At 43.8% G+C, this 24,614-nt stretch carries 18 protein-coding genes and 1 pseudogene; 14 read left to right on the top strand and 5 right to left on the bottom strand.

Going from position 1 to position 24,614, the window contains the following annotated elements; genetic code table 11:
* Positions 1-158: 158 nt before the first annotated feature.
* Positions 159-1,073, top strand: a pseudogene (locus OC443_RS20620) (LysR family transcriptional regulator); the annotation flags it as partial.
* Between the two features lie 81 nt (positions 1,074-1,154).
* Here OC443_RS20620 and OC443_RS20615 read toward each other — a convergent pair.
* Together OC443_RS20615 and tnpA (OC443_RS20610) are read right to left on the bottom strand one after the other, a co-directional pair.
* Complete coding sequence (locus OC443_RS20615) at positions 1,155-2,822, bottom strand: rhamnogalacturonan lyase B N-terminal domain-containing protein (RefSeq protein ID WP_073580362.1); 1,668 nt, start codon at positions 2,820-2,822, stop codon at positions 1,155-1,157.
* 444 nt (positions 2,823-3,266) lie between these two features.
* Complete coding sequence (tnpA, locus tag OC443_RS20610) at positions 3,267-3,725, bottom strand: IS200/IS605 family transposase (RefSeq protein WP_262021637.1); 459 nt, start codon at positions 3,723-3,725, stop codon at positions 3,267-3,269.
* Positions 3,726-4,232: 507 nt separating this feature from the next.
* Here tnpA (OC443_RS20610) and OC443_RS20605 point away from each other — a divergent pair.
* From OC443_RS20605 to OC443_RS20575, 7 genes are all read left to right on the top strand, one after another.
* Positions 4,233-5,417, top strand: a complete 1,185-nt coding sequence (locus OC443_RS20605; protein WP_073586634.1) for a NupC/NupG family nucleoside CNT transporter — start codon at positions 4,233-4,235, stop codon at positions 5,415-5,417.
* Positions 5,418-6,121: 704 nt separating this feature from the next.
* Complete coding sequence (locus OC443_RS20600) at positions 6,122-7,201, top strand: pectate lyase family protein (RefSeq protein WP_083601842.1); 1,080 nt, start codon at positions 6,122-6,124, stop codon at positions 7,199-7,201.
* A gap of 319 nt (positions 7,202-7,520) precedes the next feature.
* The gene (locus tag OC443_RS20595; protein ID WP_073586635.1) at positions 7,521-10,379 is read left to right on the top strand and encodes an HD domain-containing phosphohydrolase; all 2,859 of its coding nucleotides are present in this window, start codon (positions 7,521-7,523) and stop codon (positions 10,377-10,379) included.
* 391 nt (positions 10,380-10,770) lie between these two features.
* A complete protein-coding gene (zwf, locus tag OC443_RS20590) occupies positions 10,771-12,273 on the top strand; it encodes a glucose-6-phosphate dehydrogenase (protein ID WP_073586636.1) in 1,503 nt (500 codons plus the stop codon).
* Positions 12,270-12,986: a 6-phosphogluconolactonase gene (pgl, locus tag OC443_RS20585; RefSeq protein WP_073586637.1), complete on the top strand. Its 717-nt coding sequence runs from the start codon at positions 12,270-12,272 to the stop codon at positions 12,984-12,986. Before zwf ends, pgl begins: the two co-directional genes overlap by 4 nt.
* Before the next feature lie 13 nt (positions 12,987-12,999).
* Positions 13,000-14,448 carry a decarboxylating NADP(+)-dependent phosphogluconate dehydrogenase gene (gene gnd, locus OC443_RS20580; protein WP_073586638.1) on the top strand — a complete coding sequence of 483 codons (1,449 nt, stop codon included), beginning with the start codon at positions 13,000-13,002 and terminating at the stop codon, positions 14,446-14,448.
* Positions 14,449-14,615: 167 nt separating this feature from the next.
* Complete coding sequence (locus OC443_RS20575; protein WP_159440402.1) at positions 14,616-14,777, top strand: hypothetical protein; 162 nt, start codon at positions 14,616-14,618, stop codon at positions 14,775-14,777.
* 107 nt (positions 14,778-14,884) lie between these two features.
* Here OC443_RS20575 and OC443_RS20570 read toward each other — a convergent pair whose 3' ends face one another.
* Positions 14,885-15,376, bottom strand: a complete 492-nt coding sequence (locus tag OC443_RS20570; protein WP_073586640.1) for a GNAT family N-acetyltransferase — start codon at positions 15,374-15,376, stop codon at positions 14,885-14,887.
* A 369-nt stretch (positions 15,377-15,745) separates the two neighbouring features.
* Here OC443_RS20570 and OC443_RS20565 point away from each other — a divergent pair, with 369 nt between their 5' ends.
* The 6 genes from OC443_RS20565 to OC443_RS20540 all read left to right on the top strand — a co-directional run bounded on the left by OC443_RS20565 (position 15,746) and on the right by OC443_RS20540 (position 21,412).
* A complete protein-coding gene (locus tag OC443_RS20565; RefSeq protein ID WP_073586639.1) occupies positions 15,746-16,966 on the top strand; it encodes an aldose 1-epimerase family protein in 1,221 nt (406 codons plus the stop codon).
* Between the two features lie 164 nt (positions 16,967-17,130).
* Positions 17,131-17,568, top strand: coding sequence for an IS200/IS605 family transposase (gene tnpA / locus OC443_RS20560; RefSeq protein WP_073580231.1), 438 nt, complete (start codon positions 17,131-17,133; stop codon positions 17,566-17,568).
* 321 nt (positions 17,569-17,889) lie between these two features.
* The gene (locus tag OC443_RS20555) at positions 17,890-18,801 is read left to right on the top strand and encodes a homocysteine S-methyltransferase family protein (RefSeq protein WP_073586054.1); all 912 of its coding nucleotides are present in this window, start codon (positions 17,890-17,892) and stop codon (positions 18,799-18,801) included.
* Positions 18,802-18,814: 13 nt separating this feature from the next.
* Positions 18,815-20,146 (top strand): basic amino acid/polyamine antiporter, encoded by a 1,332-nt coding sequence (locus OC443_RS20550; protein ID WP_073586055.1) that lies wholly within the window; start codon positions 18,815-18,817, stop codon positions 20,144-20,146.
* A gap of 19 nt (positions 20,147-20,165) precedes the next feature.
* Positions 20,166-20,501 (top strand): divalent-cation tolerance protein CutA, encoded by a 336-nt coding sequence (gene cutA / locus OC443_RS20545; protein WP_073586056.1) that lies wholly within the window; start codon positions 20,166-20,168, stop codon positions 20,499-20,501.
* A 293-nt stretch (positions 20,502-20,794) separates the two neighbouring features.
* Positions 20,795-21,412 (top strand): DNA-J related domain-containing protein, encoded by a 618-nt coding sequence (locus OC443_RS20540; protein WP_073586057.1) that lies wholly within the window; start codon positions 20,795-20,797, stop codon positions 21,410-21,412.
* 114 nt (positions 21,413-21,526) lie between these two features.
* On the opposite strand, the gene OC443_RS20535 is transcribed toward OC443_RS20540, so the two are convergent.
* Together OC443_RS20535 and OC443_RS20530 are read right to left on the bottom strand one after the other, a co-directional pair.
* Positions 21,527-23,410 (bottom strand): putative bifunctional diguanylate cyclase/phosphodiesterase, encoded by a 1,884-nt coding sequence (locus OC443_RS20535; protein ID WP_073586058.1) that lies wholly within the window; start codon positions 23,408-23,410, stop codon positions 21,527-21,529.
* A 260-nt stretch (positions 23,411-23,670) separates the two neighbouring features.
* Positions 23,671-24,132 (bottom strand): TetR/AcrR family transcriptional regulator, encoded by a 462-nt coding sequence (locus OC443_RS20530; RefSeq protein ID WP_073586059.1) that lies wholly within the window; start codon positions 24,130-24,132, stop codon positions 23,671-23,673.
* Positions 24,133-24,614 lie beyond the last annotated feature (482 nt).

Raw genomic sequence — 24,614 nt, 5'->3', positions numbered from 1 at the left:
CGAAACCTGTTTACAGTGTAAAAAATCAGGGCAACGCTCTTTAGTGATAAGTGTAATGCATAGATGAGGAAGTCATTATCCCTCTTACAGGAAAATCATTATTGAATTGAATTCATTAATGAGTAAAATTTAGTCTTCATATGCAAGGGTAAATCGCGATGCAGCAAACACAACTCATTAGTCTCCTGCCGGATCTGGCGACATTTATTCTGATTGTCAATGAAGGCAGCTTTACGGCGGCAGCAGCAAAAATGGATGTCACCCCTTCAGCACTCAGCAAGCTGGTCACCCGGCTTGAACAGGCTTTATCAGTAAAATTACTGGAAAGAACCACCCGGAAGCTGGTCATCACCCAGACAGGCCAGCAGGTCTATGATCAATGTTTACGAATGCTGAATGCCGCACAGCATGCGGTTGAACTCTCAGCAACCGATCACCAACGCCCGTCAGGCGCTTTAACCGTCGCGGCACCTGAAGCATTTTTGAATTCCGTATTACAACCTTTTGTCGTGCCGTTTTTAAAACAATATCCGGACATTCAGCTAAAATTACGCTCTGTGGATGGGCCGATCGATTTATTCAGAAACCACATTGATATTGCGTTTCGCCTGACAGATCAACCCGATGAGAACCTGGTGATGAAAGAGTTGGGAAAAACCAATCTTGTGTTGTGCGCGAGCCCTGAATATCTTCAGACTTATGGTAACCCACAGCATCCGACAGAGCTGATCAGTCATGATTGCCTGTATCTGGCAGAACACAGTAAAGATCATATCTGGACCTTCATGCGTGAGGGTGAATCTCATACCATTACGGTCACGGGAAGATATGCCGTCAACCACTCGCAGCTGCGGCTTAATGGCGTCAAACACGGTCTGGGCATTGGTATTTTCCATGATTTTGTGATTCAGGAAGCACTGGCTGCCGGAGAAGTAGAACAGTTGATGACAAGCTGGACCATCAAAAGCAGTTATCATGGGGCGGTCGTGATGCAATACGCTCAAACACAATATATGCCGGCCCGGCTCAGAGTTTTTATTGATTATATGTCCGGGCACTTACCGCACAAACTCACCCTGAATTCATATCAGAAAATCACCGCCCCCCCTTTCCGGGACAGATATGACGGTGATTTTGATTTACAGGACAGATGATTATTTCAGTAAATCAATCGCATCCACACTCACGGCCGGAGAGAGGTAACCCGATGAAGTCATGCCACTCACCACATTAACGACCAGACTGTTCCATTCTGAGTCACTGGTTTTCCATGCACTGGCCGGAATCGTATATTCAAATGTGGTATTGTTGCCCCGGTAACTGCCGGTTGTCAGGCTTCGGGTTTCAGGCTGCTCAGAAGCCGCCGGAATTTTCGAACTCCAGTTGTTTACTGAGATCCGGGGACGACCGCCGGAAAGTGCATCTGTAATCCCGATGCGCAATGTATGTGCTTTTTCCCGCTGAGACTTATTCAGGCGGAAATAAATCACATGACCGTTATTCACATCTTTCCAGATATAAGCCGGGAAGCTGTTGGTCCGGCTGCTGCCCACAATAAAGTTCGATGCATCCCAGTCACTCAACCGCACATCAGACGGGTGCATGGTTGTCAGCTTGCTGCCATTTAAAAACTCCTGCGGCGAGCCATCCCATTTACCAATCCGCCAGATGACGCCATCATTACCCGGATCATTGTCAACTGAAATCGTATTTAAGACCGTCGTATTTCCTGCTGTTACTTTCACCTGCCGTTTATCAACCGCCAGTTCATTTTTATAAATAGTCATGTCATAAGTGCCGGGCAGCATATGATCTTTACTGAAGTAACCACTGGCAACATTCGCATCCGCCCAATACTGTGCTTTGCTGTTCGAAAAGCCAACCGTGTAATCGTAGTCGGTATTCCGGTTATTGATTCCGACACCGGAAACCCGGCCCCGTTTACTGTCAGCAACATAACCGCTTAATCCCATCTTACTGAACCAGCTGGTATCAATATCGGTTGATGGCGCCTGTCCCTGATTCACCACTAATGTATAGTGATTGAGGATCCCGGACCTGTAGCTTTCAGTCTGTGCCTGAGCATAATTAATGATGTAGGTAATTTCCTGATCATTTTCCGTTCCCTGATTCAGCAGGCTACGATAAAAAGGCCCGCCGGAACTGCCTTCCATATCATCCCTGACGACCCAGATCCCGACATTATTTCCTTTCGCCCCAATGTATTTCCAGTCTTTAAGACGTTGATTGGAATAATGTTTGGAACGGGTTTCACCGTTACTCAGAGAAAAAATATCTTTTGCTTCAACGGTTGATTTGGTTTTAGAAATATCTGACGGTACCGGGCCATCAGGAAGCTGGTCACGCTTCATTCTCAGGATATAACGTACGTGATTATGAACATCCGGTTCGCTGGTAAAATAAGTCGCCATGTAAATATCCGGATATCCTTTGCGCGCCATATAATAATGCGTCAGTTTTCCGGCTTTGACGGTAATTTTAATGTAGTCAGAACCAATTTTAGACGCACTGACATTCACATCAGAGGTATTTTTATACAGCCAGTCAAAGCCAGCATTGATTTGAGAGCCACGGGACTGATTCTGAAATTCTTTGCCATTAATTTTTAAAGATGCGATATCTCCCGCAGACTGGGTACTCGAATTATTATCTGTTCTGCGGATACTAAAGACCACACCGGCATTGGTATCAACTGTATAAAAGTTACTGTCTGTTTTTAATGAAAAGCCTGCATTAGCAGAGGATGCAAATGCAATTCCTAAACCGCAGATCAGGCTTTGAGTCGTAGATAAAAGCTTCATATCTATCCTTCACTTTTTGTTAATGGGGGAGGAAATCTGGTTAATCTCATCCTGGTCAACATGAAACTCATATCAACCAATCGCATAACCAAACAAAGCGAAGGTAACAAAATAAATCGATCAAAAAAGGAGCAATTGTATATTATGAGAACGAAATCGAATCAATTCCCCAACAAATTAATAAAGATAACTATATGGTTAAAGTTAAATGATTAATTTTACTTATATTTAACCCTCTCCACACTTTCAGAAGATCCATCAGATAATTTGAGCTTATTGATCGTTAGAGTAATCCGACCTTAAGTGGTTCAGGAAGCAAGCAGAAAATGCATAAAAAAAAAGAATCCTCCGGCATAGCCGGAGGTTTTTCATATGCGCCTATAAGGCTCTCCTACCAGCAGCGCCCTAGCAGGCGCATAGTGATCTGACATTTGCATATTACTATTACTTACGGCCCGTAAACGGGCTACCTGAATATGGGATCGACAGCTGCTCTCCCAATTTATCCTGTTCTAACTGGTGTTGGATGTAATTTTGGATCTTGCCGGTATTTTTACCTACCGTATCCACATAATAACCTCGACACCAAAATTCACGATTACGATATTTGAACTTCAAATCTCCAAATTGCTCATATAACATCAAGCTACTTTTTCCTTTTAGATACCCCATAAATCCTGAAACGCTCATCTTTGGTGGTATTTCCAAAAGCATGTGGACATGATCTACACAGCATTCTGCCTCAACAATGTTCACATTTTTCCATTCACATAATTTTCGCAGTATTTCACCAACTGCTCTGCGTTTTTCACCATAGAACACCTGCCTTCTATATTTCGGGGCGAATACTATGTGATATTTACAATTCCATCGAGTGTGCGCTAAGCTTTTTTCGTCCCCCATTGGGACCCCCTTTCAATTTTTGTTTAACTCTTGTAGTTGCCAGACCACAAGATATTTCTAACAAATTGAAAGGGGTTTTATAACTGACTTATAGCTGTAAGCTTTACGGAACCCCCAGCCTAGCTGGGGGTTTTCTATCCACAAAAAAGCCAATTACAATAAAGTAATTGGCTATCAATATGAACAAAATAGGTTCACTAACAACGTCAGTTGGCTAGGTGACCCTCGGCTTAAAAGGGTCACTATAAATAAAGCAGTTTCCATGCCAACTTTTGTAATTTTTTTAACTCATTGATTTTTATCTATATTATTAGTTTCTCGTTTCTCATCAAAACATCTTATTGCAGATAAACTCATATATTCTTTGCAAAATAAAAATGTATTCGCATTTTGCGTGAAACACACAACAATATTACACAAATTAAGTGACAAGCCTATCATTAACGAGGTGTAGCCGGTATGATCAGCCTGGTTTACTCGCCATGAATAAAAGGAACACACGCCGATATGCAATCTGTTATGCATTTTATACTGACGCTGTTTGTCGTCACATTACTTGCGCTGCTTGTCAGCTATGACCGCAGAAGTATCCGGATAAGATATATTCTGCAACTTCTGGTAATCGAGGTTTCAGTCGCATGGTTTATGCTCCACTCTGAAGCCGGATTGTATGCTGTCACATCTGTTGCCGGTTTTTTTGATCAGCTGATGAAATTTGCTGCCCAAGGCAGTAATTTTGTCTTCGGTAATATGAGTCAACAAGGGCTGGCCTTTGTCTTTTTAAACGTTTTATGCCCTATTATCTTTATTTCCGCCCTGATTGGTATTTTACAGCATTTCAAAATATTACCTTTAATCATCCGGATGATTGGTACGCTCTTGTCCAAAGTGAATGGCATGGGAAAACTGGAATCGTTTAATGCGGTCAGCTCCCTGTTACTCGGCCAGTCTGAAAACTTTATTGCTTATAAAGGCATTATTGGTGAACAGTCATCCCGCCGGATGTATACAATGGCAGCAACAGCGATGTCGACAGTATCGATGTCAATTGTTGGTGCCTATATGACAATGCTTGATCCCCGCTATGTTGTCGTTGCCATTATTCTGAATATGTTCAGTACATTCATCGTATTGTCTTTGATTAACCCTTATCACCCGGATGATGAGCCAGAACCGCAGTTAAGTCACCTGCATGAAAATCAGAGTTTCTTTGAAATGCTGGGCGACTATATTCTCGCAGGTTTCCGGGTCGCAATGATTGTAGCGGCAATGCTGATTGGATTTATTGCCCTCATCACTGCAATGAATGCCATGTTCTCCGCTATTTTCGGGATCAGCTTTCAGGAACTGATGGGCTATGTTTTCTATCCTCTGGCATGGGTGATTGGTATTCCGGAACAGGATGCATTACACGCGGGCAGTATTATGGCAACCAAATTAGTTTCTAACGAATTTGTTGCCATGCTGGAACTGCAAAAAGCCGCGGCACAATTCACTGAACGTGGGCTTGGTATTTTATCGGTCTTTTTAGTCTCATTTGCTAATTTTGCCTCAATCGGTATTGTGGCTGGTGCAATTAAAGGGGTTGATGAGTCACAGGGAAATACGGTATCCCGGTTTGGCTTCCGTCTGGTTTATGGTGCAACGCTGGTCAGCTTACTCTCTGCCGCCATCGCCGGGCTTGTTCTATAAACTTCCTTTTTTACACCTGACAGGTAAGATGTTGCAGCAACCTCAGCTGCAACATTTGCGCACCAGACATTTTTCTCCCGCCAGTTATCAGCATATCGTCCCTTCATCTTTACAAATATATACCCAGGCAACCTGAAGATGCATGATCCAGGCTGCTTGGGTATATAAGCACACATCTCATTATTAAAACAACGAATCAATAAATGAATATCTCTTACTTTGTTACCCGAGTTATTACTATTGAGCAGGCTTATTTATTGAACAACATATTTTATTTATACAGAACACAAGCACAATATATAGATCTCTTTAACTCACCATATAAACTTCAATAATATTATTAAAAATAAACAAAACATAGAACGACTTAGTATTTTAACAACATACACATGATTTATACCGTCAATCATAAAAAAATCAATCTGCATTCCACAGATTTCGTGTTAAGTTTATCTCAAATAGAAATGGCGTTTCATATTTAATGACACTTCATTTTAATAGATGAATCAGATAGCATTCTCTTGATATATATTACACATCAGAATGCTGGATTTTCAAATATTAAGAAAGGAGAATTAAGAACACGTAATTACTGACAATCATTGGCTAAATGAACTATTCATACATAAATGAATAAAAGCTCTAAATAAATAAAATAAAAAACTCTTACATTTAAATAGTTTCGTATCTAAGGAATAAATATAATGAACAATAAACATATTTTATCTGTTGTTGTTGCTGCTGCACTTGGTATGGCTTCAAGCTCTGTACTGGCTGCCGATGGTTATGCGGCTCAAAATGGTGGCACAACTGGTGGTAAAGGCGGCAAAGTCGTCCATGCGACAACAGGGACAGAAATTAACGCTGCATTATGTAACCGTGCTTCTGCTGATACTCCAATTATCATCAAAGTTGAAGGTACAATTAATCACGCAAATACTGAAAAAGTTAAAAGCAAAAACAAAAGCTGTAATACAGGTGACAGCCTGATCGATCTGAAAAAAGTCAGCAATGTGACGATTTTGGGTGAAGGCAAAGGCGCTTTATTTGATCAGCTTGGTATCCACTTGCGTGAAGCTTCAAACATCATCATCCGTAACGTACATATCCGTAACGTGAAGAAATCTGGTTCACCAATTTCAAATGGTGGTGATGCCATCGGTATGGAAAAAAATGTCAGCAATGTTTGGGTTGATCACGTCACACTTGAAGCAAGCGGCGGCGAAAAAGACGGCTATGATGCAATGTTTGATGTGAAAAACAACTCAAAATACATCACTCTGTCATATAGTATCCTGAAAAATTCTGACCGTGGCGGCCTGGTTGGTCACAGCAACAGTGATACAGATAACGGACCTGTTACTTTCCACCACAACTACTACAAAAACCTGAAATCACGTACACCATTATTGCGTGGTGCTACAGCTCACTCATACAACAACTACTATGAAGGTTTAAGAGCTTCAGGTATGAACCCACGTATCGGTGGAAAAATCAAAGTTGAAAACAACTATATCAAAGATTCCAAAAACCCACTGGGTACATTCTATACCAATGACATGGGTTACTGGGACGTCAGCGGAAACATCTGGGATAACGTAAGCTGGTCAGCAGATGCAAGCAAAATGCACCCTGCTGGTCCAAATCCAAAATCAACAACATCTATCAGCATTCCATATAGCTATAGCCTGGATAAAGCGAAATGCGTTCCTGCTATCGTGAAAAAAGCAGCTGGTGCAAACAACGGTATGCTTGTTTCAAATGGCAGCTGCGGTGTGAAATAATCATCAGCGAAATGACCTAATCGCATATTTTTATTCACAAATAAACTTAAAGCCCTTTGATAAAAAGGGCTTTATTTATTTTCATCTAATAAAGAAAATAAATATAAAAATGGGCTGGGTAAACTCAATCGATTACTCAATTTTTATTACTGATCACCCTGTGTATTGCATTTTTTTGTGATATCGAACCAGCTTCTTTGACTTATACATTACGCAAACCACATTATTAAATAAAAGCAACAGATTAAATATATTCATTCTTTGTCAACCTAACGACCTTCGACAATACTTATCTTGACGCAGTTAGCAGGATAGGTTTATGAAAGTACGTGGTTATTCTCTGAGTTTACATATTGGCAGTTTATTTCTCATTATTACCTCACTGGTGGGTATCGTCCTGATTTATATCAGTTATCAGCATGCTCAGGAATTACTGGATGAAACTGCAAAGCAACTCAGTTATGAAAATAGCCGCAAAATTGAGACAGAATATAAGCAGAATATTGGTCCGGTTTTAACGACGCTGGACTTTCTTGCCTACACAACCTTCACCGACAATCCGGAATATCCGATGGATGATAAGCGGCTGCTGGCATCAACCTATTCTGTATTTGAAAGAAATGAACATCTGGTTGCTCTTTATTTTGCCGATCAAGCCGGCAACTTCACCATCATCCGGCCACTCATCGAAGAGAAAGATAAAGAACGCTTTAAGGCCCCGGAAGCAGCGATTCTGTATATCAACAAAACCCAGACCAACGGCAAAAATGAAATATATTATCTGGACGAAGGGTTTCGGCAGATTGACTATCGGGAGGATAACAGCAATCAGTTTGACCCGCGCCAGCGGCCCTGGTACATCCTCGCCAGTGATGATGGCAAGATTCGCCTGACAGAACCTTATTTCTTTTATTTCCTGAAAACTCACGGAATTACACTCTCCCGAAAAACACCGGACAGACGGCACGTGATCGGGGCAGATTTCACCTTACAATCGCTTTCAGAACAGATAAAACAAATCGGGTTTTCCGAAAAAACCCAGCTGATTTTATTTGATCAACAATATAATGTGCTGGGTCAGCATAATTCTCCGGTTTCGACGCAGTCACCTGCGCCTCAGAATCGGGCCAGATTACAGCAATCTATCTTTTCTCCCATCATGAACCGGATGAGTACACAAATCATTTATGAGAAGGTGACGGAGAGTCAGGAAGAATGGTCAGTCACACTAACCCCGGTGATGCTGACACCTCATGTCACCTTACTGCTTGCAGAAGCAACACCGAAAACAGACCTGCTGGCACCATTACTGTCACTACGGGACAAACAGCTGACAGTCACACTCATATTGCTCGCCGGTGGCTTTATTCTCGCCTTTTTAATCGCCAGACACCTGACCAAACCGCTGACAGCATTAGTCACTTTAACCAGCAATATCACCCAGTTTAAATTCAAACAATCACGTTATCCCCGATCAGCCATTAAAGAGATATCAAATCTCTCCAGATCATTACAGCTGATGGAAAATACCCTGAATGACATCCTGAAGCTCCTGAAAGAAACAGCAGGCAACCATGATGTCGATATGCTGGCAAAAACCATCACGCACCAGAGCTATCTGGTCACAAAAGCAGAAACAGTGATTTTCTACGCCTTTTCCGCTGAAAATCAGACATTTTCCAAACTGGCAAGTCACGCAATTATCCCATTTAAGATTGATATCAATGCGTTACTGAAGGACACGCCCTGGGTTAAATCCCAGCTTCAGCGTGGCGACACTGTACATATTAGCCGCACGGATAATATTGCGAAGAAACACATGGAGAATCTCTTTAATTCTGATATTTATCTTTTCCCTCTCATGGACCATCGCCACCAGCTTACCGGCATTCTGAACCTTGGTTATGAGCGGGAAATTACCCGTGAACAAGCGGACAAGCATGCTTTCTTAGGGGAACTGCTGAGCTTTGCTCAAATAGCCAAAGAGAATATTGATCATATTCAGCAACAAAAGCACATGTTCCACTCTCTGGTTGAATCCGTTGCAACCGCCATTGATACCAAATCCCCCTACAGCAACGGCAACTGCCAGCGAATTCCATCACTGGTCAAATGGCTGACGGAAGCGGTTGATCATGACGAACGTTACTATCCTTATTTCAAAATGGATGAACTACAGTGGGAGGCACTGCATCTTGCCGCCTGGCTGCATGACTGCGGGAAAATTACCACACCCGAATATTTAATCAATAAAGCGACAAAACTTGAAACCGTCTATGACCGGATCCATGAAATCCGCATGCGGTTTGAAGTTCTGAAAACACAGGCTGTAGCCGATTTCTGGCAAGGCGTCGCTGAGGGCGAAGACAAGCAAAAATTACAGGCTGTACTGGATAAAACGCATCAAACACTGGACGAAGAGTTTTCTTTTGTCGCACATTGTAATATTGGTTCTCATACTTTCAGAGCAGATGAACAGCAAAGACTCCGGAAAATCGCGCAGCGAACCTGGATACGCACACTGGACGACCAGGCTGGTGTTTCATGGCTGGAGAAAAAACGGGCCGGAGAACCACTGGACCTGCCGGTCACAGAAAAATTGCTGGATGATAAACCCTCACATCAGGTCACCTGGAATGAAGATATTCAATCACCGGAATCTGCAGGCACGGAAGATCTGCTTTACAACCGCGGAGAACTGCATAATCTGTCCATTTCATCCGGTACTCTGTCTGATGAAGAACGGGCTATCATCAATAATTACATTAATAAAACCCAGAATATGCTCAAACAGCTTTCTTATCCGGAACATATGAAGCATGTTCCTGACATCGCCGGAAATCACCGGGAACGAATTGATGGGCAGGGTTATCCGAGAGCACTGAAAGCAGAAGAGTTATCAATTCAGGACCGGGTGATGGCTGTTGCCGATATTTTTGAAGCGCTGACTTCCGGAGACCGGCCTTACAAAAAAGCAAAAAACCTCGCCGAATCCATACAAATCATGACGAATATGGCAATCACCGGACATCTTGATCCCCGGTTATACCTGCTATTCCTGGAAAAAGATATCTATCAGCTGTACGCCGATGTATTTCTCGACATTCGTCAGTGCGCACCCATTGATAAAGAAACGCACATCAAACAGGTAAAACAATATTTAAAAACATTGGTGTAAGCTATATACCCAGGAAACCTGAAGATGCAGGTTGTTTGGGTATACATATGAATGCAAAACACTGTATTGTGTTTCTGATCTTTCTGAATCATCAGAAAAATATATAAACAATTTCAGTATGATAAATCTGCATTTTGATTCAACATGACACGCCTTTTACACCGGAAAAATAACTTGCCACTAACCAGATCAACAGAACAAAAATAAAAACATCACACCCATTGATGCAAATCAATTTATCGTAGAGAATAGTCTACCAATTTTTGCTCTGGCTATATGATTCAATATTGATTTTACCTATCAATTTTATAGGAAGAGCCTGTTTTTTATTTGTGTTAGGTACTGCTACCGTAGGGTACATATTCAGTACTTCGTCTCAAAGGGAAATATGATGGTCATACCTGAAAATAGTTGCATCGTGATTTTTGGTGCGTCTGGTGATCTCACCTATCGTAAACTCATCCCTGCTCTTTATCATTTATATGAAAATCAACAACTTCCGGAATCCTTTGCTATCTTAGGTGCAAGCCGGACTTCATACAGCGATGAATCATACCGGGATAAACTCAAACATTCGCTTCAGGAACTGGAGAAAACAACACCGGAAACGCTGGATGCTTTCTGTCAACACATCCATTATCAGGCTGTTGATACGGCTGATGTAGAAGATTACCACCGGCTGAAAGACAAACTGGATGACCTTGCCGGGCAATATCAGTTCGAACAAAGAAACACTCTCTTCTATCTGGCTACACCGCCAAGCTTATATGGCGTCATTCCTGAATGTCTCGCAGCACACGGACTCAATGATGAAGCAGATGGCTGGAAACGGCTGGTCATCGAGAAACCATTCGGCTATGACTTTGCATCCGCTCAACAGCTGGATATTGATATTCACCACCATTTCAAAGAACATCAGATCTACCGGATTGATCATTATCTGGGCAAAGAAACGGTACAGAACCTGCTGGTTTTCCGCTTTGCCAACGGCATGTTCGAACCACTCTGGAACCGCAACTTTATTGATTATGTTGAAATTACCGGCGCGGAATTTCTCGGCGTTGAAGAACGTGGCGGATATTATGATGGTTCCGGCGCTGTCCGGGATATGTTCCAGAATCACCTGCTTCAGGTACTGGCCATGGTCGGCATGGAACCACCCAGTGCAATCAATGCAGACTCTATCCGCAATGAAGTCAATAAAGTGTTGCAAAGTCTGCAGCCGTTAACTGATGACGATCTGAAAAACAATCTGGTACTCGGGCAATATACCGGTTCTGAAGTACGCGGACAGTTTCTCCCGGGATACCGTGAAGAGCCTGGTGTTGCCGCAGATTCCAGAACTGAAACCTATGTCGGATTAAAAATGTTCATCAATAACTGGCGCTGGAATAATGTGCCCTTTTATGTTCGGACCGGGAAACGCCTGCCGACACGGGTCACCGAGGTTGTGATTCATTTCAAACAGACACCGCACCCGGTCTTTGGTCTGAATGCACCGGAAAACAAGCTGGTTATCCGCATTCAGCCTGATGAAGGCATTCTGATGAGCTTTGGCCTGAAACAGCCCGGTGCCGGATTTAAAGCCAAAGAAGCCTCAATGGAGTTCCATTATGCTTCTCTGGAAGAAACCCAGATGCTGACAGCTTATGAAAGATTACTGCTCGATGCACTCAACGGAGACGCAACACTTTTTGCAAGAACAGATGCCGTAGAAGCCTGCTGGAAATTTGTTCAGCCGATTCTCGACTATAAACAAGATCCGAAAGCCCTGTACGGTTACGCCTGCGGTACGTGGGGGCCAAAAGAATCGGATGACCTGCTGACAAACGATAACCGGGCATGGCGTTTTCCCTGTAAGAATCTAACCAATACGGATTATTGTGAATTATGATGAACCATAAAATTTTTCAGACTGCTGATGAAGTCGTGATTTCACTGGCAGAAGATTTAAAAACATTCAGCGAACAGGGACGCCCTGTTCATATCTCATTATCCGGCGGCAGCACGCCGAAAATGCTGTTTAAACAACTGGCGCAAGCACCTTATGCAACCGGTATTCAATGGCAGAATTTACACTTCTGGTGGGGCGATGAACGTTGCGTCGCACCCGATGATGCTGAAAGTAACTTCGGCGAAGCGCACACGCTGCTTTTCAGTCAGGTCGACATTCCGCCAGCCAATATTCACCGGATTATCGGAGAAAACGATCCGGAAGCAGAAGCGCAGCGGTTCGCTGATGAGATGGCAACAAACATTCCGCCAGCCAATGGCATTCCGGTCTTTGACTGGATTCTTTTAGGCGTCGGTGCCGATGGGCATACTGCCTCACTTTTCCCCGGGGCTACTGACTATGCTGAAAAACGTCTGGCAGTGGTCGCATCGCATCCGGAATCAGGACAGAAGCGGGTGTCAAAATCTGCCCGTGTACTGCAGGCTGCCAAACGCATCAGCTATTTAGTGCTGGGGGCAGGTAAAGCAGAAATAGTTCACGAAATTCATACAACACCCGCAGATAAATTACCCTACCCGGCCGCAAAAATTCAGTCATATCAGGGCGAGACCGAGTGGTATTTAGATTCAGACGCAGCCGCAAAAATTGCGTAAAGGAGAAATTCAAATGAAAGGTGATATTGGTGTCATTGGTCTTGCTGTTATGGGGCAAAACCTGATTCTTAACATGAACGATCACGGGTTTAAAGTCGTTGCACACAACCGGACAACCGCAAAAGTAGATGAATTTCTTGAAGGGCCGGCCAAAGGAACAAATATTATCGGTGCATACTCCCTTGAGGATCTGGTCAGCAAGCTTGAAACCCCAAGAAAAGTAATGCTGATGGTACGCGCCGGCGCTGTGGTTGATGCATTTATTGAACAACTGGTTCCGCTGCTCGATCAGGGAGATATCATCATTGATGGCGGAAATACCAACTATCCGGATACCAACCGCCGGGTCGCATCACTGAAAGAAAAAGGCATCCACTTTATTGGTTCCGGCGTTTCCGGCGGTGAAGAAGGCGCCCGCTTCGGACCTTCAATTATGCCTGGCGGCTCACCGGAAGCATGGCATGCAGTCAAACCCATTTTTCAGGCGATTTCGGCAAAAACAGAAACGAATGAACCCTGCTGTGACTGGGTCGGAAAAGATGGCGCCGGCCATTTTGTCAAAATGGTGCATAACGGTATTGAATACGGCGACATGCAGCTTATCTCTGAAGCCTATCAGTTTATGAAAGACGGGCTGGGGATGACAGCAGATGAAATGCAACAGGTATTCACTGACTGGAACACAACCGAACTGGATAGTTATCTGGTTGAAATTACAGCAGATATTCTGGGTTATAAAGACGAAGACGGCGAACCACTCGTTGATAAAATCCTTGATACAGCCGGACAAAAAGGCACAGGGAAATGGACTGGTATTAACGCGCTGGATCTGGGCATTCCGTTGACCCTGATTTCTGAATCCGTCTTCTCACGCTGTTTGTCTGCGCTGAAAGACCAGCGTGTCGAAGCAGAAAAGCATTTCGCCAAAACCATCGCCCCTGTTGAGGGTGATAAGCAGGCATGGATTGAATCATTACGTCAGGCATTGCTGGCGTCGAAGATTATTTCTTATGCTCAGGGATTTATGCTGATGCGTGAAGCTTCTGAGGAAAACAACTGGGATCTGAACTATGGTAATGTTGCCCTGATGTGGCGCGGCGGTTGTATCATTCGCTCTGCGTTCCTGAGTAATATTCGTGATGCATTTGAAAATAATCCGCAACTGGCATTTCTGGGCTCCGATGACTATTTCAAAAATATTCTTGATAACTGCCTGGCTGCCTGGCGGAAAGTTGCCGCAAAATCTCTGGAAACGGGTATCCCGATGCCATGTACCACATCGGCGCTGACTTTCCTTGACGGTTATACAACAGCCCGCCTGCCAGCCAACCTGCTTCAGGCACAACGGGACTACTTCGGTGCCCATACTTATGAAAGAACTGACCGTGAGCGTGGTGAGTTCTTCCATACAAACTGGACAGGCACGGGTGGTAACACTGCGTCAACCACCTATGATGTTTAAACCTGTATAACAGGTCATCGGCGCACTTGTATAATAAGCGGTCGACTTTTATATTTCACATAGGTATAATTTGCTCAATTTCAGATGCCGCTGCCAAGCGGCATCTGTCTTAATGGCATTTATTTTGCAAAGCTATTCTTCTGATAAACAAAAAATGGAGACACTTTATGTTCAATCAGTTCTATAACTTAGTTCCTTCAGCGTTTGACAACAGCTTTCATTCGCAGGAACACGAAGCAGAAAGACAACGCCTCGTGCAGGAAGTTCAGAAAGCAGCAATGGACGACGATACGCAGGCAGAAGAGACTGAAATGAGAAAATGCGCATAAGGCCGTGCCCCCAGAATTTCATCTCCGGTACATGCCTTTACACGTCAGGGATCTTCGTGTAAGGCACCAGCTGAAAACGCCTCAGAGACCAAAACATTCCTAAACGGCTAGACGAACGTATATTGCCAGAGACTGACCGTAATCAGGCGATTGAATTTAAATCCGATCTCTTTCATTTCCCCGACTTTCCGGAACCCAAGAGTTTCATGCAAGCCAACACTCCGTTCATTAGGCAAAGCGACCACACCCATAATATGCCGGACTTCGGTTTTACTTAATCGATCAATCAGGGCCAGGTAGAGCTGCTTTCCCGTGCCTTTACCTCTGGCATCCAATGAAACGTAGACAGAAGACTCGACTGTAAAGCGGTATGCACTCCGGCTATGCCAGGGGGAAACATAAGCATAACCGATCACAACGCCATCTGACTCAGCAACCAGCCATGGCAACCCTGCCCCTGCCACTTTTTCTATCCGCTGACGCATCATCTCTGCGGAGATACCCGCCTCCTCAAAGGTAATCGTGGTATTTTCTACGTAGTGGTTGTAAATATTGACAAATTCCCCGGCATCTTCCGGCCGGACTTCTCTGATTTTCATAAATATCCTTAACAATCCATCATGTCCTTCCCGGACATTATTCACAAACATATTTATACCCAAACAACCTGTACATTGAACCTTCAGATCGCTCCGGTTTATTACTCTACCACTGTGATTACACGCAATCAGCAAACATTTGATATCTGCCACATTAATTAATTTCACACGACCACCATCTGAATGTACATACGGGGACAGTGAAAAATGCTGAACGTGATTCATCAGTCATAAAAAAGCCATATAAAGTCTAAGGATTCGAAACAGGTCACATCTTCACTGATTTGCATTTGATTCATACATATTGCTGAGTATTTTATTAGCTGAATCGATTCAGTTTATTAAAATAACAGATAAAGGATTAAACGAATGAAAATGAAAACGCTTGTCTCTGCCCTGCTGATCGCAACACCATGCCTTGTGAGTGCTGCACAATTTACCCTGACGGATGCGACGACCAACACTGATGTCGGAAACTGGAAAATCACCAACTCAAATTTAGGGATTAACGCACCATTTTCTGTCGAAAAAATTCAATTACATGGCGGCAAACAAACCGGTGTAGATACACTGGTGATTAATAATGGTGAACTGGAAATCACCCTGATTCCGACCCGTGGCATGGGGATTTTTAATGTCAAACGGCATGGTAAACGCATATTAGGCTGGGATTCGCCGGTCAAAGAAATCGTCAACCCTGCCTTTATTGATCTGGAAAGCCGTAACGGGCTTGGCTGGCTTGATGGCTTTAATGAAATGATGGTGCGCTGTGGTTATGAGTGGACCGGACACCCGGGTGTTGATGATAACGGCCAGTTACTCAGCCTGCACGGACGAGCGCAGAATACACCGGCTTCATCCGTTGTCGTCACCATTGATGAGCAGCCACCTTATACAATTACGGTTGAAGGCGAGATCTCCGAAAGAACCTTCAAGAAAGCAGAACTGGTCACGCATACTTCTTTCTCCGTCACACCGGGCAGCAATCAGTTCGCAATCCACGACACGCTGACTAACAAAGCCGATTACGATGACGAGTACCAGATTATTTATCACTCCAACTTTGGTCATCCGATTCTGGAAAAAGGCGCAAAAATCACAGCAGCAGCGAAAGAGATTTCTCCATTTAACGACTATGCGAAAAAAGGCCTGAAAACCTGGCAAACTTACCTTGGACCAACGAAAGATTATGATGAAATGGTCTTCAACCTGAAACCAGTTGGAGACAAAAAAGGCAACACATTAGCTGTGCTGCATAACAAAGCTTCTGATACCGGAGTCGCTGTCGGCTACAATATCAAACAATTACCTGTGTTAACGCTCTGGAAAAATACCGATACACGCCAGCAGGGCTATGTTACCGGCATTGAACCAGGCACAAGCTATGCCTATAACACCAAATATCAACGCCCGCTGGGATTAGTACCAACAATCAAAGCCGGGGAATCAAAACACTTTGACGTGACTTATACCGTTTTAAGAACATCCAAAGAAGTCAAAAAAGCGTTAAAACAAGTCGCAAAAATTCAGGGCAACCAGAAAGTAAAACAAGTCAGCAAGCCATTGGTTGATTTGACAAAAGTTCATTAATCAGTCATTGATGCTTACAAAGGGAGGCCAAGCCTCCCTTTTTATTGTCATCCCTAAACCACCGCCTTGGGCGGTGGTGATTGAACCTTGGGGCTATTGCCCGAAGAAATGCCCATGTTAGAAGTAAACCTCTTATTCACCACAAGTAAGAGGAAACAAAAAACATGGGCGACTATAGAAGTTCATCACATGTCTATTGGCGTTGTAAATACCATATAGTTTGGACGCCGAAATACAGATTCAAGATCCTGAAAGGTAACGTAGGTAAGGAGCTTTATCGCTCAATCTATATTTTATGCAATATGAAAGATTGCGAGGTCTTGGAACTAAATGTTCAGCAAGATCATGTTCATCTGGTTGTGATAGTTCCACCAAAAGTGTCTATCTCAACGTTGATGGGGATGTTGAAAGGACGTTCGGCAATCCGGTTGTTTAACAAATTCCCGCATATAAGAAAGAAGCTCTGGGGAAATCATTTTTGGGCAAGAGGTTACTTTGTCGATACGGTTGGCGTAAATGAAGAAATCATCAGACGTTACGTCAGACACCAAGATAAGAAAGATCAAGAATACGAGGCGCAGTTAGAGTTGAAGATGAACTAACAGCGCGAGAATGCTCCCTTTCAGGGGGCTGTAAACCAAAGCCGCCTTCTAAGAAGGCGGATTTTTACTTAGGGTCAGTTTTATTCAAAGCACGCTTTATTCGGGGTAAGAATGCGGCAGTTGTGAGGCTGCCTATTGCATCAGAACCGGAATTGAATTACTTTCTCATTTAGACGTCTAAACTGCCAGACACACACTGAACGGTGATCACACACATCAATGATACGTATGATTAGTCTGACCCGTTCGGCCTGGCATCAGCTCTGACGTTAAATTCAGATATCACTCCTGCTCCCTGTAAATTTATTGAGGTTTTTACACATGTCAGCACACCCCATTACAATCCTTGACGGCGGAATGAGCCGGGAACTAGAACGGTTAGGCGCTCCCTTCCGTCAGCCTGAGTGGTCAGCGCTTGCTTTGATCGAAACACCGGATATTGTCCGTCAGGCTCACGAGCAGTTTATTCAGAGCGGCTCCCGGGTTATCACCACCAACAGTTATGCGGTAGTACCTTTCCATATCGGCGAAGAACGCTTCCGGGAACAAGGTCTGGCACTGGCTCAGTGTGCAGGCAAAATGGCCCGTCTGGCCGTCGAACAATCCGGTACTGAAACGCAGGTTGCCGGGTCAATTCCGCCGCTTTTCGGTTCTTACAGACCTGACTTATACCAGCCGGAACGCGTTGCTGAAATCGCTGAACCTTTAATCTGCGGACTGGCGCCATACTGTGATTTCTGGTTACTGGAAACACAAAGCCTGATTGCAGAATCTGTTGCCGTGATAACGGCCATTAAGCAATACAGTCAGCAGGCCAAACCGGTCTGGGTTGCTTTTACTCTGGAAGATTCTGAACCAACAGACCTGCCAGTGCTACGCTCCGGTGAGAGTGTCGCCTCTGCGGTTGAGCAAATGATTGAACATGGTGTCAGCGCAATTTTATTTAACTGCTGCCAGCCAGAAGTGATTGAAGAAGCGCTTGTTATTACGCAGCAAACCCTGGCAAAACACAATGCCAACCATATTCAGACCGGCGCTTATGCCAATGCATTTGCACCACAGGCAAAAGATGCGACAGCAAATGATGGACTGGATGAAGTGAGAGAAGATTTAACCCCGGTCACCTATCTGGAGTGGGCAGAGAAATGGTGCAAACAAGGCGCCACCCTGATTGGCGGATGCTGCGGTATCGGCACCCAACATATCGCCGAACTTGATAAAAAATTAAAATAATAAGAACACATTCATGAATAATAATAACAAAATAGGACTGGCTGCATTAACTGCGCTGGTCTTTAGTTCTATGGTTGGCGCCGGTATCTTCAGCCTGCCACAGAATATGGCTGAAGTTGCTGGTGTCGATGCAATGATTGTCGGTTGGCTGATTACCGGAGCCGGGATTTTACTGCTTGCAGGTTGCTTTCTGCATTTATCCCGGCTTGTTCCTGAACTGGATGGCGGCATTTATACCTATGCCAAAGCAGGCTTCGGTGATACCGCAGGTTTTTTATCCGCCTGGGGATACTGGCTGTGTGCCACCATCGGCGTCGTCAGCTATCTTGTGGTCGCTTTTGCCGCGATTGGCTCTCTGACGGATACAACGGATTTTATTTTATTTGGTGACGGTAATACAATTCCTGCATTTTTTGGCGAATCTCTGGTCTTATGGCTTGTCCACTATCTGGTTCTCCGGGGTGTCAAACAGGCGGCTCTGATCAATTTACTCGCCACACTGGCGAAAAGCCTGCCCCTGATTCTGTTCATTGGTTGTGCCTGGTGGTATTTCGAACCGGCGAAATTCACTTTTGACCATGCCGGACACGCATTGCAAACCCCGTTTATTGATCAGGTCAAAAACACGATGCTGATTACGCTCTGGGTTTTTACCGGTGTAGAAGGCGCGATTATCCTGTCTGAGCGGGCAAAAAACAGAAATGATATCGGTAAAGCTACATGTTTTGGGGTTGTATTCGCCCTGATCTTATATGTCGCAATCAGCCTGCTGTCTCTGGGCGTGATGAACCGGGCCGAAGTCGCCGCTCTGCCGAATCCTTCCATGGCAGGAATCATGGCCCTGATGACAGGATTTGGCGGGAAAGTCCTTATCAGTATCGGGCTGATTATCTCTGTACTGGCTTCCTATCTGAGCTGGATCCTTTACTCTGCTGAAGTGCCCTGCACCGCCGCTGAGTACGGTGCATTTCCAAAACGTTTCAGTGATAAAAATAAGAATGGCACTTCACCAGCTGCATTAATGATGACCAGTATCACCGTACAAATCTGCTTGCTGATGGTGATGTTCACCGGCAAGGGGTATAACACCCTGGTACTGATTTCAACCTCAATGATATTGATTCCGTACTTTTTAGTGGCCGCATTTCTGGTTAAATTGTCTTTCCGGATCAACACCACTCTTTCCGTGAGATTGATTGGTACCGGAGCCAGTCTCTATGGTCTATGGTTAATTTATGCTGCCGGGCTGGATGCATTGATGTTATCAAGCCTGCTTTATGTTCCGGGCCTGATTCTGTATTTTTATACCAAAAGGACCCAGCGGATACCGGCACAATCATCTTAAGCAATCCCTGGATTTGCATATGCCTGATAGTGAATTTTGCGTCATATTAGTCACAACAAATACCAAAGAAAGCAGTAATGAACTGGTTTCAATGCTGCTTCAGTCTCAGCTTGCCGCCTGTATACAAACTATCCCTGTTGACAGCCATTACTACTGGAACGGACAGATATGTGCAGATCAGGAATCACTCCTGCTTATCAAAACCCGCTCGGCACTCTTTCAACAAATTCAGGATGAAATCATCAAAATTCATCCTTATGACACACCGCAGATTGTCCAGCTTCCTGTAACCGCCGGGCTGCCGGATTATCTGCAATGGCTGAATGCCTCTGTCGTTCCTGTCAGGAAGAAGTAACCAGACAAATTCAAATTGAGATCTGTACGACAATTGTTCATCTCTTCGGGGACGATTCAGAGATGCAAAACCGAAAATCTTTGAATTGTTTTGACATGGTTACTTATCCGACTACTATACTCAAAAGTGTTGGAGTTGCAGCAAGCTCCATGCAATGGAAAATTATTCATACCAAAGCATAAGTCATCCATTGATAGACAAGATGTCACAGAGCGATATCAGAGTATTTGCAAAGTCACGCAATCGCATCAGAGAGAAAATTGCGATGCTTAATCTCTCCAAGGAGTAGAAATATGTCAGGAAGTCAGGAGCTGCAAGCGACGTTCCAGTCTCATATGGAAAATCCGCTGATTTGGCCCATTCTCGAAATCTTGAAGCATGAGCCATCAGGATGGAAAGTCCATGTCCTTTCAGCCCGGCTGAATGAGCTCGGGTATATTTCGGCCTTAGATCCATCCCCGGAAAGAGATGTATTCAAAAGGAATTTTCTGATTATGAATGCGCTCTATCAGTTGCAGGAAATGCTCTACCCGGAAAAGTGGCTTCAGGTTGAAGCAATGAATATTGAACTTTCGCATGTTCAGAGTCATGTCGCTTATTTTATCGATCAATCAGACCCGCTCCGCAGTTACTACACACAATGGTCCAACTACGAAGCCAGTGAAGGTGAAGTGAAACGGCTGTTAAATGAGTTCTGGACCCGTTACAAAAAGCATATTGGTTTCGATGATAACGTCTCGAATATGGACAGAGCCAGAGCGCTCAAATTATTCAAATTACCCATTGATGCAACGGATTCGGATATCAGAAAGACCTGGCGACGTCTGGCATTGCGCTGGCATCCGGACCGGGAAGGTGGCGATGCAGACAAATTCAGGATTCTTTGCGAGGCCTGGCATACTTTGCGGTAAATCATTCCCGGTAAAAACAAGGTTCTGCTGACCTTTGACATAGCCCGGCACTGAAATTCAGGGCCGGGTTTTTTAGTCCTGTTTCCCCTGTGATGCTCAATTTCCGGATGACGTTCATTCTGAACTGTGACACCCGGCCAGCTCTTGTTGGATTAGCTTTTTCTCGAACTCATGAGAAGGCATCGGCCGCCCATAAAGGAACCCCTGGCAGGAAGAGCAACCTTCACGTATTGCAAATTGTTCCTGCGCCTGTGTTTCAATCCCTTCCGCAATCACCTGTAAATCCAGTTTCCCGGCAATCTGGATGATCGAGCGGACAATTTCCCGGTCTTTATCGTTGTGTTCGATTGAATGGATAAAACTTTTGTCTATTTTGATACAATCAAACGGATATTTTTTCAGATAGCTGAATGAAGCATATCCGGTTCCGAAATCATCCAGAGACAAGGTAATCCCTAAAGCATGTAACCGTTCAAGTACTTCAAGGGCCATCGTTTCATCGGTGATGAGCGCACTTTCTGTCACCTCAATTTCCAGATAACTTGCCGGAAGGTGAAACTCATCTAAGAACTGTTTGACCTGTTCAACTAATCTGACATCACAGAGCTGCCTGGCTGAGATATTCACCGCCATCTTAAATACCGGTGCATAATGCCGCCACTGACTGGCCTTGCTGATTGCCGCACGTAATACAAAGGCACCGATTTCAAAGATTAACCCATTCTTTTCTGCCAGATGAATCAATGTTTCATTTGAAATATCACCCAGAACCGGATGCTGCCAGCGTAACAACGCTTCTGCCCCCTGCCACTGATAAGTGTCGGGACACACTTTGGGCTGAAAATATAACCGCATATTCTCATTTTTAACGGCGTTGTATAAAAAATTCTCCAGCTGATGAATCCGTAATGGTGATTTGGCTAATAATTCGGAAGAATAAGCCCACGAATCGCCCGAATCTTTGCAGGACAACATGGCTGAGAACGCTTCTTCAATTAATGCGACTGCCGTTTGTCCTTCAGCTGCGGTTGCAACACCCACATAGCTTCTTAAAGGAAAAGAGTCCTGCTGGACCATCATCTCCGTCTGGCTCTGCTCTGACAGGATATGACATATTTTTTCCAGGTCAGAAATCAACTGTTCAGACTCAACAATCAGGATTAAATCAGTCGAATTTGGCCTTGCCGTCATGATTCTGAACCGGCTATCGAGAGATGCCAGCCGCTTTCGGTATTGACGGAGAACGTCATCCCATGCCTGATACCCGAACTGACTTTGCAATACATAGGCATTTTGAAACCCGATATAAATAAGCGCAAACTCGTCCTGATTCACCGATAACAGGTTTCTCAGCTTCATATCCAGAGAGAAACGGTTCAAAAACCCGGTTCCGGAATCATAATGTTTATGATAACGAAGCTGCTGCTCGACCACTTTCCGGCGATCAATCTCCTGACACAGAAAATCAGTCAGATTCTTATAATCAAGATCCTGAAACTGTTCTAAACGATGATTCAGATGACGGATTTCAGCCTGTTGATAGATACCGGCAAGATGAAATTCGATAGTCTGGCGGTAATTTTCCAACAGCAAATGCTCTTTACCGGTCAACACCCGGTCATGCCCGTGGGCAATGACGAATACACCGAATAGCTGCCTGGTCGGCCAAAACAAGGGAAACGCACCAGCTGTAGAGACTGTTGGCACCGGTTCACTCATCAAACGAGCAGTCTTCCCGTTATCCGGATCCGGAAACCACAGTGGCTGATGCGATTTCATCACTGTCTGTACAAAAGGAATTACAGATTCAGAAGAAACCTGAGGGAATACATCTTCACTCACATATCCACACAATTCTTCTGCCTTATTATCATTCCTGCAAACATAAACTGCCGCAGAACTTAATTTCAGGAGATCTGTTGTTAAATTCACAATGGTGTGCCAGTTATCCAGAAGGGCTTCCGGGATAACCAACCCACCGACGTTAATATTCAGCATCTTGTGAATGTCCAAACTATGCCGTTTTAATTTTTACGAATAACATTGAACTCAACCGGAATCAATATTCATGACCATCATCGCGCTAATTTAACAAAAAACAGGTTAAATACATATATGAGACGATAGAAATATCAATATAAATTACACTGTGAATCCTGCATAAAACATTCAACTGATGCAATAAAACGAGCATCAATATTGCAAGTTATTTATCATTATGGTGAATGAAAGACTGATTTTCACAGCCTTTCGACGGATCATTGTCCCATCACGATCAACGATTTACCAATCAGCCACTCCAGTTCTTTTTCTGCGTCTGTCCCCAGTCTGTCTTTAATTTGAGAATAAACACAATCCAAACCTTTGCGGGAAAATTCAACCGATCCTTCGGTGGAGATAATGTGATGAAAAATAAGCCGTAACACAGCAATAAATTGCGGTTGTTTTAAAGCTTTTATCCAGCTTTCACGAAATGACTGAACACCACTATCCAAATCCAGATAAGAAATTAAAAGCTGATATATTTTGCTGTCTAATGCAGCAACAAAATCAATCTTACGCGGGAAATGATGGCTAATGCCTGTCCGTGATATACCTGTTTGCTCACTTAACGTTGTATATGACATTTTGTCGTATCCCAAATTTAAAATCTGATCTACAACTACATCCAAAATAGTTTGGATAGTAATTTCTGTCTCTTCTTTGCTACGCTTTGGCATAGTTCTGCTCTCTCGAAAAAATAAGGCTATCTTCACTAAGTCCTGAGAAGATATTTCCGCCGTGTAAAAATAGTGTTGCCCAGAGAAGCCGGTACCAAATATGATGATCCGGTTATTCCCTGAATTTCAGCTCACCCGTAAATTTCCGGAGTTCACCGGAATAAATCACAGACAAACGAAATCTTGTCTTTATTTTTACCTCATGTTCTCAAATCCCGGAGGGTGTACAATTAACTCGTACCAAATCTGCTACATTCCTAGCACTACAACTGATGATTTCGTGAACACAATCACATTCAGATATTTTATATATAATCCAGATGACCAATCTGTTTTTTATATGAAATAAAAAACCTTCAGAAATGTTCTGAACCAGAGGCAGATATTGGCCGGATAAATCAGAAACTCATTTGATAATAATCTGAATAGCTGGGAATAAAATAAAACCGTAATATCATTCACGATTTCAAGTATAATGAGTT

Origin of the sequence: Vibrio quintilis, from assembly GCF_024529975.1 — a bacterium.
GTDB classification, from domain to species: domain Bacteria; phylum Pseudomonadota; class Gammaproteobacteria; order Enterobacterales; family Vibrionaceae; genus Vibrio; species Vibrio quintilis.
The sequence above is the reverse complement of the archived record's forward strand: the minus strand, read 5'-3'. Positions and strand labels throughout refer to the sequence as shown.

Coding starts and splice junctions, on each gene's coding strand:
- OC443_RS20615 (WP_073580362.1), bottom strand. CDS start 2,822: ATGAAGCTTTTATCTACGACTCAAAGCCTGATCTGCGGTTTAGGAATT.
- tnpA (WP_262021637.1), bottom strand. CDS start 3,725: ATGGGGGACGAAAAAAGCTTAGCGCACACTCGATGGAATTGTAAATAT.
- OC443_RS20605 (WP_073586634.1), top strand. CDS start 4,233: ATGCAATCTGTTATGCATTTTATACTGACGCTGTTTGTCGTCACATTA.
- OC443_RS20600 (WP_083601842.1), top strand. CDS start 6,122: ATGAACAATAAACATATTTTATCTGTTGTTGTTGCTGCTGCACTTGGT.
- OC443_RS20595 (WP_073586635.1), top strand. CDS start 7,521: ATGAAAGTACGTGGTTATTCTCTGAGTTTACATATTGGCAGTTTATTT.
- zwf (WP_073586636.1), top strand. CDS start 10,771: ATGGTCATACCTGAAAATAGTTGCATCGTGATTTTTGGTGCGTCTGGT.
- pgl (WP_073586637.1), top strand. CDS start 12,270: ATGATGAACCATAAAATTTTTCAGACTGCTGATGAAGTCGTGATTTCA.
- gnd (WP_073586638.1), top strand. CDS start 13,000: ATGAAAGGTGATATTGGTGTCATTGGTCTTGCTGTTATGGGGCAAAAC.
- OC443_RS20575 (WP_159440402.1), top strand. CDS start 14,616: ATGTTCAATCAGTTCTATAACTTAGTTCCTTCAGCGTTTGACAACAGC.
- OC443_RS20570 (WP_073586640.1), bottom strand. CDS start 15,376: ATGAAAATCAGAGAAGTCCGGCCGGAAGATGCCGGGGAATTTGTCAAT.
- OC443_RS20565 (WP_073586639.1), top strand. CDS start 15,746: ATGAAAATGAAAACGCTTGTCTCTGCCCTGCTGATCGCAACACCATGC.
- tnpA (WP_073580231.1), top strand. CDS start 17,131: ATGGGCGACTATAGAAGTTCATCACATGTCTATTGGCGTTGTAAATAC.
- OC443_RS20555 (WP_073586054.1), top strand. CDS start 17,890: ATGTCAGCACACCCCATTACAATCCTTGACGGCGGAATGAGCCGGGAA.
- OC443_RS20550 (WP_073586055.1), top strand. CDS start 18,815: ATGAATAATAATAACAAAATAGGACTGGCTGCATTAACTGCGCTGGTC.
- cutA (WP_073586056.1), top strand. CDS start 20,166: ATGCCTGATAGTGAATTTTGCGTCATATTAGTCACAACAAATACCAAA.
- OC443_RS20540 (WP_073586057.1), top strand. CDS start 20,795: ATGTCAGGAAGTCAGGAGCTGCAAGCGACGTTCCAGTCTCATATGGAA.
- OC443_RS20535 (WP_073586058.1), bottom strand. CDS start 23,410: ATGCTGAATATTAACGTCGGTGGGTTGGTTATCCCGGAAGCCCTTCTG.
- OC443_RS20530 (WP_073586059.1), bottom strand. CDS start 24,132: ATGCCAAAGCGTAGCAAAGAAGAGACAGAAATTACTATCCAAACTATT.